At 46.5% G+C, this 11,951-nt stretch carries 1 protein-coding gene; it reads left to right on the top strand.

All coding sequences use genetic code 11. The features are described 5' to 3' along the window. Positions 1–2: 2 nt before the first annotated feature. On the top strand, positions 3–11,951 hold the full coding sequence (locus Y79_RS0100570) for a non-ribosomal peptide synthetase/type I polyketide synthase (protein WP_016935948.1): 11,949 nt from the start codon (positions 3–5) through the stop codon (positions 11,949–11,951).

Consider the following 11,951-nt stretch of genomic DNA (forward strand, 5'->3'; position numbering starts at 1 on the left):
CTATGTATACCAGTCAATTCCAAACCTTAGTAGATGTCATTCGGGAAAGAAGCAATATCTCTGATCGCGGAATCCGTTTTATCGAATCCGATAAAAAAGAGACGGTTGTCTCTTACCGCCAATTGTTTGAAGAAGCGAAAGGCTTTCTTGGCTATTTACAGCATATCGGCATTCAGCCCAAGCAGGAAATTGTATTTCAAATCCAAGAAAACAAATCATTTGTCGTTGCTTTTTGGGCTTGTATATTAGGAGGAATGATCCCGGTACCGGTCAGTATCGGAGAAGATGATGACCATAAGCTGAAGGTGTGGCGCATTTGGAATATATTAAATCATCCGTTTCTGATTGCCTCTGAAAAAGTATTGGACAAAATAAAGAAATACGCTGCAGAACACGATTTACAGGATTTCCATCATCAATTAAACGAAAAATCTGACATCATTCAAGATCAAACCTACGATTACCCCGCTTCGTTTTATGAACCTGATGCGGATGAACTGGCTTTTATCCAATTTTCTTCCGGATCGACAGGAGATCCAAAAGGAGTCATGTTAACGCATCACAACTTAATACATAACACGTGCGCCATTGGGACTGCCCTAGCCATTCATTCGAAAGACTCTTTCTTATCATGGATGCCTTTAACGCATGATATGGGGCTCATCGCCTGCCACCTTGTTCCCTTCATAACCGGAATCAATCAAAATCTAATGCCTACAGAATTATTTATTCGCAGACCTATTCTTTGGATGAAAAAAGCTCATGAACATAAAGCCAGTATTCTATCCTCTCCTAATTTCGGGTACAACTACTTCCTTAAATTTCTGAAAAACGAACCAGACTGGGATTTATCCCATATCAAAGTCATCGCAAACGGTGCAGAACCGATATTGCCGGAGCTCTGTGACGAATTTTTGAAAAGATGCGCAGCATTCAATCTGAAAAGATCCGCTATTTTGAATGTTTACGGTTTAGCGGAAGCTTCAGTTGGCGCAGCGTTTTCTAAAATAGGTAAAGAATTCGTTCCCGTTTATTTGCATCGTGACTATTTAAATCTTGGTGAACGGGCTGTAAAAGTCAGCAAAGAGGATCAACATTGCGCTTCATTCGTCGAAGTGGGACAACCCATTGACTATTGTCAGCTTCGGATCTCCGATGGAGCAAATGAAAGAGCAGAAGACGGAATCATCGGTCACATTCAGATTAAAGGAGACAATGTGACTCAAGGGTATTATAACAACCCCGAGAGTACGGAAAAAGCGCTGACTTCTGACGGCTGGGTAAAAACGGGAGACCTCGGATTCATTAATGAAAGTGGCAACTTAGTCGTAACCGGAAGAGAAAAGGACATTATTTTCGTGAACGGAAAAAATATCTACCCGCACGATATTGAACGGGTTGCGATTGAAATGGAAGAGGTTGACTTAGGAAGGGTTGCCGCCTGCGGTGTATATGACCAAAAGACACAAAGCGGAGAAATCGTGCTCTTTGTTGTTTTCAAAAAATCGCCTGAAAAATTTGCCCCGCTTGTCAAAGAGATCAAAAAGCATTTATACCAGCGGGGCGGCTGGAGCATAAAAGAAGTACTCCCGATCAAAAAGCTGCCAAAAACGACGAGCGGGAAGGTGAAACGATATGAACTGGCCAGACAGTATGAGGCAGGGGATTTTTCATTAGAGTCTGCCGCCATTAATGAATGTTTGGAGAGCGGCCCGGAAAAAACCGGACAGACTCCCATTCATGAAATCGAAACGGAATTACTGTCTATCTTTTCCGATGTGCTCGATGGGAAAAAGGTTCACCTCACTGACAGTTATTTTGATATGGGCGCAAATTCATTACAGTTATCACAGGCTGCCGAGCGTATAGAACAGAGATTTGGACGCGAGCTTGCCGTCTCCGATCTCTTTACGTATCCTTCTATCACTGATTTAGCGGCATATCTGTCTGAAAGCCGGGCTGAAATCAAGCAGGACGTGACAGTGAAACCAATCCGTGTGACGCCGAAAGATATTGCCATTATCGGGATGTCGCTCAATGTCCCGGGAGCATCGACCAAAAGTGATTTTTGGGATTTGCTAGAAAAAGGAGAGCACAGCATTCGAGAATACCCTGCATCCCGGCTGAAAGATGCGGCGGATTATTTAAAGTCCATCCAAAGTGAATTCAATGAGAATCAGTTTGTGAAGGGCGGTTATTTAGATGAAATCGACCGTTTTGATTATTCGTTTTTCGGTTTAGCGCCTAAAACCGCTCAGTTTATGGATCCTAACCAAAGACTGTTTTTGCAGTCTGCATGGCATGCGATTGAAGATGCGGGCTATGCCGGGGACGGGATAAACGGGAGCCGGGTCGGGGTATATGCAGGGTACTCGAAGGTGGGCTACGATTATGAACGCCTCCTTTCTGCGAATTATCCGGAGGAACTTCAGCAATATATAGTAGGCAATCTTCCTTCCGTGTTAGCCAGCCGGATTGCTTATTTCTTAAATTTAAAAGGGCCGGCGGTCACGGTGGATACGGCCTGCTCTTCATCGCTTGCCGCCGTTCATATGGCATGCAAATCTTTAATTTCCGGCGATTGTGACATGGCTCTTGCCGGCGGGATCCGGACATCGCTCTTGCCGATCCGTATCGGACTTGATATGGAATCCTCGGACGGGTACACGAAAACGTTCAGCAAAGATTCAGACGGCACGGGCTCGGGTGAAGGCGCGGCGGCAGTCCTGTTAAAACCTTTGCAGGATGCAGTTCGCGACGGAGACCATATTTACGGCGTGATTAAAGGAAGCGCCATAAATCAAGACGGAACGACCGCCGGGATTACCGCACCGAATCCGGCAGCTCAGACTGAGGTCATTGAGACGGCCTGGAAAGATGCGGGCATTGCTCCTGAAACGCTGTCTTTCATCGAAGCGCATGGCACCGGAACAAAGCTCGGCGATCCGGTTGAATTCAACGGGCTTTGTAAAGCGTTTGAAAAATACACGGCAAAAAAGCAATTTTGTGCGATTGGTTCTGTTAAATCGAACATCGGTCATTTGTTTGAAGCAGCAGGCATCGTCGGATTGATCAAATCTGTCCTCATGCTGAATCATAAGAAAAACCCGCCTTTAGCGCACTTTAATGAACCTAATCCGCTCATTCATTTTCACTCTTCACCATTTTATGTGAATCAGGAAGCTGCGGAGTTCACATCCGGTGATGAGCCGCTGCGAGGCGGAATCAGCTCGTTCGGTTTTAGCGGAACGAACGCTCATGTGGTATTGGAGGAATATACTTCTCAAAATGAGGATGCACCCGAGGACGAACATGAGCCGCACCTATTTGTTTTATCCGCTCATACTGAAAATTCACTCAATGAACTCGCACAGCAGTACCGGCAATATGTATCGGAGGACAGCCAAGCTTCATTGAAGTCCATTTGCTATACAGCCGGCACGGGCAGGGCTCATTTGGATCATGGTATTGCCATGATTGTCTTCAGTAAGCAGGAATTATGTGACAAGCTGACTTCCATAATCCAAGGAGACAGACATCTTCCCGGAGTATACGTTGGTTATAAGAACTTGAAGGAAATGCTGCCTGCCCATAAAGAGGAGCTGAATAAACAAGCAGCCGCTCTGTTGGAGCAGCGTATACGTACGCATGATGAACGGATCGCATGGCTGAATCGCGCCGCCGAATTATTTGTGCAGGGAGCCGTAATAGACTGGAGCGCCATTTACGCCAGTGAAACCGTACAAAAAACGCCATTGCCCCTGTATCCGTTTGAACGGAACCGCTGCTGGGCTGAAGCTGACCAATTGCGCCTAAACGAGGGCCGAGAGAAAGGAGAAGCCGCATTGAACATCAATCAATCGAAGGCGCATATTGAATCCTTCCTGAAAACAGTCATCAGCAATGCTTCTGGAATCAGAGCGGAGGAACTCGATCTGAATGCCCATTTTATCGGGCTCGGAATGGATTCTATCATGCTGTCTCAGGTCAAAAAAGCTATCGCGGATGAATTTGGGATAGACATCCCGATGGATCGTTTTTTTGATACGATGAACAACCTTCAAAGTGTCATCGATTACTTGGCTGAGACTGTTCCATCATCTCATGCATCCGCTCCGGCTCAAGAGAATGTTCCGGCGCAGGAAACACTGGTCATTCCAGAAGCACAGCCTGAATCTGGTCACAGAGAAGATCACCAAGGGCATATGCTCGAAAAAATAATCGCTTCTCAAAACCAATTAATCCAGAACACCTTGCAAGCTCAGTTAAATAGCTTTAATTTGCTGAGAAACGGCGGTCATCATTCCGATGTGGGAGAACACGATAAAGCACAAGAGAAATCAATTCCTTCTGTCAAGCAGGGGTCTCCGGCTGTCACTGCAGAAAAGACATTGACTCAAGAAACGAAACCTTATGTTCCTTTTCAGCCTCAGAACCTGCATGAACAGGGACACTATACCGCACGGCAAAAACAATACTTAGAAGATTTCATCGTGAAATACGCAGATAAAACGAAAGGTTCCAAACAGTATACGGACAACACCCGATTTGCTCATGCAAATAACCGCAACTTGTCCAGCTTCCGTTCATATTGGAAGGAAATCGTGTACCCGATTATTGCCGAACGTTCTGATGGTTCCAAGATGTGGGATGTTGACGGCAACGAGTACATTGATATCACCATGGGATTCGGGGTTAACCTTTTCGGACACCATCCTTCCTTTATTACACAGGTTATCGATGATTCAGTCCGTTCATCATTGCCTCCGCTCGGCCCGATGTCGAATGTCGCAGGAGAAGTTGCCGATCGGATCCGCACATGCACTGGGGTGGAAAGGGTCGCTTTCTATAATTCCGGAACAGAGGCTGTTATGGTTGCCCTTCGTTTAGCGCGGGCGGCAACTGGAAGAAAGAAAGTTGTGGCCTTCTCTGGGTCTTATCACGGTACGTTTGACGGCGTATTAGGGGTTGCCGGCACTAAAGGCGGAGCCTCGTCTGCGAATCCGCTGGCTCCGGGTATACTGCAGAGCTATATGGATGATTTGATTATTTTACATTACAACAATCCCGATTCGCTCGATGTGATTCGCAGCCTCGGTGATGAATTGGCAGCCGTACTGGTGGAACCTGTACAAAGCCGCAGGCCGGATTTGCAGCCGCGGGCATTTTTGAAAGAATTGCGGGCGATCACGCAGCAATCCGGAACAGCTTTGATTATCGATGAAATTATTACCGGATTTCGGATCGGTCTCGGCGGCGCCCAGGAATGGTTCGGTATTCAGGCTGATTTAGTGACCTACGGAAAAATCATCGGCGGCGGACAGCCGTTAGGGATTGTTGCCGGAACAGCTGAGTTCATGAATGCGATCGACGGGGGAACCTGGCAGTATGGGGACGATTCCTATCCGCAAGATGAGGCGAAACGCACGTTTGTGGCCGGCACCTTCAATACTCACCCGCTTACCATGAGAATGTCATTAGCCGTGCTTCGCCATTTACAAACCGAGGGAGAACACCTGTATGAACAGCTGAATCAAAAAACAGCCTCCTTGGTTGATCGGCTAAATCGCTTCTTTGAACAATCGCAAGTGCCTATCCGCATGGTTCAATTCGGTTCTTTATTCCGGTTTGTCTCATCGCTTGATAACGACTTGTTCTTTTACCATCTCAATTATAAAGGGATCTATGTGTGGGAAGGACGCAACTGCTTCCTATCCACGGCGCATACCGCGGATGATATTGAACACATCATTCAGGCTGTTAAAGACACGGTGAAGGATCTTCGCCGAGGCGGATTTATTCCGGAAGGCCCCGATTCTCCTGATGACGGCGGCCATAACAAATCAGGGGCGTACGAGCTTTCAGATGAACAAAAACAATTGGTTATGGCATCCCATTATGGGAATGAAGCTTCTGCAGCTTTAAACCAGTCCATTATGCTGAAAATAAAGGGTGAACTGCAGCATACACCATTAAAACAAGCCGTCCGGCATATCGTCGACCGTCATGAAGCTTTACGTACGGTGATTCATCCCGATGACGAAGTACAGCAAGTGCAGGAACGGATGACTATAGAAATACCTGTCATTGATTTTACCGGTCACCCGGAAGAGCAGCGGGAAACAGAAATTCAGAAATGGCTGACAGAAGATGCCAAACGGCCTTTTCACTTCCAAGAACAAAAGCCCTTGTTTCGAATCCATGTGCTTACATCGGCTCACAATGAACATCTGATTGTGCTCACGTTCCATCATATCATTGCCGATGGATGGTCAATCGCCGTTTTTGTTCAAGAGCTGGAGACCAGCTACGCGGCAATCGTACAAGGAAAATCAATTCAGCAAAAAGAGGCCGCTGCTTCATTTCGCCAATATTTAGACTGGCAGCAGGCGCAAATTGACAGCGGCCATTATGAAGAAGGAGTCCGGTATTGGCGGCATCATTTCTCAGAACCGATACAGCAGGCAGTCCTGCCGGGCGCCGCTTCTCCCCGCCATCAGAACGGATACGAGGGAGACCGGTGTACCGTCCGGCTTGGGCGGCCTTTAAGCGAGGCCTTAAAGTCTTTAAGCATTCGGATGAAAAATAGCGTATTTGTAACGATGCTTGGTGCATTTCACCTTTTTCTGCACCGGCTTACCAAACAGACGGGCCTTGTAATCGGGATGCCGACAGCCGGTCAATCCCATATGAAACAGCATGATCTGATTGGAAATTGCGTCAATATGATTCCGGTAAAAAACACGGCTTCTTCAGAAAGTACTTTATCCGGCTATCTGGACCGGATGAAAGAAAACGTGAATCAAGCCATGCGCCATCAAGCCGTTCCGATGACACTGGTGGCCAGAGAACTTCCGCACGATCATGTGCCGGACATGCGTATTATTTTTAATTTGGACAGGCCTTTTCGAAAGCTTCACTTCGGAAAGGCGGAAGCTGAGCTCGTTGCTTACCCTATGAAATGCATTTCATACGATCTCTTTCTTAACGTAACGGATGTGGATCAAGAATACATTCTTGATTTTGATTTTAATACGAATGTCGTCAGTCCGGAGATCATGAAAAAGTGGGGAGCGGGCTTCACGACATTGCTGCAAAAGATGGTTGAGGGGGATTCAGTCCCTCTTAACGCCTTGGTGATGTTTTCCGATGAAGAACAGCATCATTTACAAGAACTTTACGCCGAACACCAAAAGCGGGTTTCTTCAATTGTAAGCAATACGGAAAACCTTGCTGATGCCTACGAGGCGCCGGCAAATGAAACGGAGCGGCAGCTGGCGCAGATTTGGGAGGAGCTTTTCGGCCTTGAGCGGGTTGGCAGATTAGATCGCTTTCTGGAACTGGGAGGAAACTCACTCCAAGCCACGCTTATGCTTTCCAAAGTTCAGAAGACATTTCAGCAAAAAGTTTCCATCGGACAATTTTTCAATCATCAGACTGTTAAGGAATTAGCACGTTTCATTCAGAATGAAACGAAAGTCATGCACCTCCCAATCAAAGCTGCTGAGAAAAAAGCGTATTACCCGACATCGCCGGCGCAGCAAAGAGTCTATTTCCTCCACCAAATGGAGCCGGATCAGCTGGCTCAAAATATGTTCGGGCAAATATCAATTATAGGGAAGTACGATGAGCAAGCCTTGATTTCTTCCCTTCAGCAAGTCATAGAGCGGCATGAAGCGTTTCGCACATACTTTGAAATGATAGACGGGGAAATCGTTCAGAAACTTGAAAACGAAGTCGATTTTAACGTTAAAGTCCGGACCATGAGCCGGAACGAATTTGAAGCTTATGCAGACCGATTTGTAAAACCGTTCCGCTTGGAACAAGCTCCTTTGGTTCGCGCGGAGCTGATCAAGATTGAAAACGAGCAGGCCGAACTGCTCATCGATATGCACCATATCATTTCGGACGGTTATTCCGTCAACATCCTTACAAATGAATTGCTGGCTTTATATCATCAAAAACCGCTACCGGATATTGAATTTGAATATAAAGATTTCGCAGAATGGCAAAACCAATGGCTGAATGAGGATGCCATGAAGCGGCAGGAGGCATATTGGCTGGAACAATTTCAAGACGAAATCCCGGTCCTTCAATTGCCGACAGACGGCTCAAAAGCGGCGGAGCAGTCTTCCGAGGGACAGCGCGTGACGTGCTCCTTACAGCCTGATGTCATCCGTTCGCTGCAAGAGCTGGCGCAAAAAGCGGGAACGACTCTCTATACGGTGATGCTGGCCGCCTACAAAGTGCTGCTACATAAATATACGGGCCAAGAAGATGTTGTCGTAGGTACGCCTGCTTCAGGAAGAAATCATCCGGATATTGAAAATATCATCGGTATTTTCATACAAACCATCGGAATCCGAACGAAGCCGCACGCCAATCGAAAGTTCTCGGATTACCTGGAAGAAGTAAAGCGGCAGACGCTTGACGCTTTCGAAAACCAAGACTATCCACTCGACAGGCTTGTGGAGAAATTAAATGTCCAGCGGGAAACAACGGGAACATCGCTGTTTAACACGATGTTTGTGTTTCAAAATATTGAATTTCATGAGATCCGGCATGATGAATGTACGTTTAAGGTGAAAGAGCGAAATCCCGGAGTCTCTTTATATGATTTGATGCTGACGATCGAAGATGCCGGACAACAAATCGAGATGCATTTTGATTTTAAATCGGGACAGTTTGAAAAAGACACCATTGAACAGATCACCAGACACTATACCGGCATTTTAAACAGCCTTGTGGAGCAGCCGGAGATGACGCTGTCTTCCGTTCCTATGCTGTCTGAAACCGAACGGCATCAATTGCTGACGGAGTGTAATGACACAAAGACGCCGTATCCGCATAAGGAAACAGTAACCCGATGGTTTGAAAAACAGGCGGCACAGCGGCCCGATCATGCAGCCGTTATTTTTGGCAATGAGCAGTATACGTACAGACAGCTCAATGAACGGGCGAACCAATTGGCGCGGACGTTACGGATAAAAGGCGTACAAGCGGATCAATTCGTTGCCATCCTTTCTCCGCATTGCCTTGAGCTGATTGTTGGAATTTTGGCAGTTCTGAAATCCGGCGGTGCATATGTGCCTATTGACCCTGAATATCCGGAAGATCGGATTCAATATATGCTGAGAGATTCAAAAGCGGAGGTTGTGTTGACACTTCAGAGCCTGCAAGATCAATTACCGTATGATGGTGACGTTGTGCTTTTGGATGAGGAAAGTTCATATCATGAGGACCGCTCGAATCTTGAATTGGATAGCAATGCACATGATTTGGCCTACATGATCTATACGTCGGGTTCTACGGGAAATCCGAAAGGTGTACTCATTGAGCACCAAGGGCTGGCTAATTATATTTGGTGGGCGAAAGAGGTTTATGTAAAGGGTGAGAAAACCAACTTCCCATTATACTCTTCCATCTCTTTCGATCTGACGGTGACTTCGATATTTACACCGCTGGCTACAGGAAATACCATCGTTGTCTTCGATGGAGAGGACAAAAGCACCGTGCTTTCTGAGATTATAAAGGACACAAGAATAGACATGATCAAATTGACACCGGCACATTTGCACGTCATCAGGGAGATGAATATAGCAGGCGGCACCGCAATACGGAAAATGATTGTGGGCGGAGAAAATTTAAGCACCCGTCTGGCCAAAAGTGTCAGCGAGCAGTTTAAAGGCCGGCTGGACATTTTCAATGAATACGGACCGACGGAAGCTGTCGTCGGATGTATGATTTATCACTTCGACGCAGAACGGGACAAGCGGGAATTTGTACCGATCGGCACTCCGGCTGCCAATACGGATATTTATGTGGCCGATGCAAGCAGAAACCTGGTTCCGGTCGGGGTAATCGGCGAAATGTATATCAGCGGACCGGGTGTGGCCAGAGGGTATTGGAACCGCCCGGATTTAACAGCAGAGAAATTTATTGAAAACCCATTTATACCGGGAGCGAAGATGTACAAAACAGGGGATTTGGCTAAACGATTGAAGGATGGAAATCTTGTATATATTGGGCGCGTTGATGAACAAGTCAAAATCAGGGGACACCGAATCGAGCTTGGGGAAATTGAAGCGGCGATGCATAACGCGGAAGCGGTGCAAAAAGCCGCGGTTACAGTGAAAGAAGAAGAAGACGGCTTAAAACAATTATGCGCGTTTTACGTAAGCGACAAGCCTATAGCGGCTGCGCAGCTTAGGGAACAACTGTCATCCGAGCTTCCGGACTTCATGATTCCTTCTTATTTTGTCCGTCTGGACGATATGCCGTTAACGTCCAACGGGAAAATAAACCGTAAGGCACTGCCCGCGCCAGAAGCGAGTCTTCAGCAGACAGCTGAATATGTTCCCCCGGGCAATGAGGCGGAGTCCAAACTCGCAGATTTATGGCAGGAAGTGCTCGGAATAAGCCGTGCGGGGATTAAACATAATTTCTTTGATCTCGGAGGAAACTCCATTCGCGCAGCGGCCTTAGCCGCCAGAATTCAAAAAGAGCTGGATGTGAATCTGTCTCTAAAAGACATATTCAAGTTTCCTACCATTGAACAATTGGCTGAAAAGACGTTACACATGGACAAAAATCAATATATACCGATCCCGGCCGCAAAGGAAATGTCCTATTATCCGGTTTCTTCAGCTCAGAGACGGATGTATTTGTTAAGTCACGCAGAAGGCGGCGAGCTGACTTACAATATGACGGGTGCCATGAGCGTGGAAGGAGAAGTTGATCCCGACCGGTTAAACGACGCTTTTCAAAAATTAATCGAGCGTCATGAAGCGTTGCGCACCAGCTTTGAATTATATGAAGGTGAGCCGGCGCAGCGAATTCATCAGAGCGTCGAATTTACAATAGAACAAATTCAAGCAAGCGAAGAAGAAGCGGAAGACCGTGTGCTTGAATTCATCCAAGCGTTTGATTTAGCCAAACCGCCTCTGATGCGAGCGGGATTAATTGAACTTGAACCTTTGCGGCATGTGCTTGTGGTTGATATGCATCATATCATTTCTGACGGCGTGTCCGTCAATATTATGATGAACGATCTGAGCCGGCTCTACGCAGGGAACCAACCGGACCCGCTTTCAGTTCAATATAAAGATTATGCGGTCTGGCAGCAATCGGACATTCAGAGACGGAACATTAAGAGCCAGGAAGCGTATTGGCTGGAGCAGTTTCACGATGACATTCCCGTACTGGATATGCCTGCGGATTATGAGAGACCTGCCATACGCGATTACGAAGGCGAATCCTTCGAATTTGTTATACCGGAACACTTGAAACAGCGTTTAAGCCATATGGAAGAAGAAACAGGCGCAACACTGTATATGATTTTATTGGCGGCCTATACGATTCTTTTATCTAAATACAGCGGACAAGAGGATATTATCGTAGGAACGCCGTCTGCCGGGCGGACTCATTTGGATGTGGAGTCCGTTGTGGGAATGTTCGTCAATACGTTAGTCATTCGGAATCACCCGGCGGGCCGTAAAACATTTGATGCCTACTTAAACGAAGTAAAGGAAAACTTGCTGAACGCCTATAAAAATCAAGACTATCCGTTGGAAGAATTGATACAGCATTTACATCTTCCGAAAGATTCAAGCCGCAACCCTTTATTCGATACGATGTTTGTGCTGCAAAATCTCGATCAGGCTGAATTGACATTTGATTCCCTGCAGCTCAAGCCGTATCCATTTCATCATCCGATTGCCAAGTTCGATTTGACCTTGTCGATTCAGGCGGATCACGACAACTATCACGGGCTGTTTGAATATTCGAAAAAACTGTTTAAGAAAAGCAGAATCGAGATTCTATCAAACGACTATTTACACATCCTATCAGCGATTCTGGAACAGCCGGACATTCTGATCGATCAAATCGGATTGAGCGGAAGTATTGAGGAAGAAGAGAACGCGCTTGATTCTATTCAATTGAACTTTTAG

Source organism: Bacillus siamensis KCTC 13613 (assembly GCF_000262045.1).
In the GTDB taxonomy this organism is placed as follows: domain Bacteria; phylum Bacillota; class Bacilli; order Bacillales; family Bacillaceae; genus Bacillus; species Bacillus siamensis.

Bases quoted from the DNA above. Each gene is read 5' to 3' on its own strand.
- Y79_RS0100570 (WP_016935948.1), top strand. From the start codon at position 3: ATGTATACCAGTCAATTCCAAACCTTAGTAGATGTCATTCGGGAAAGA.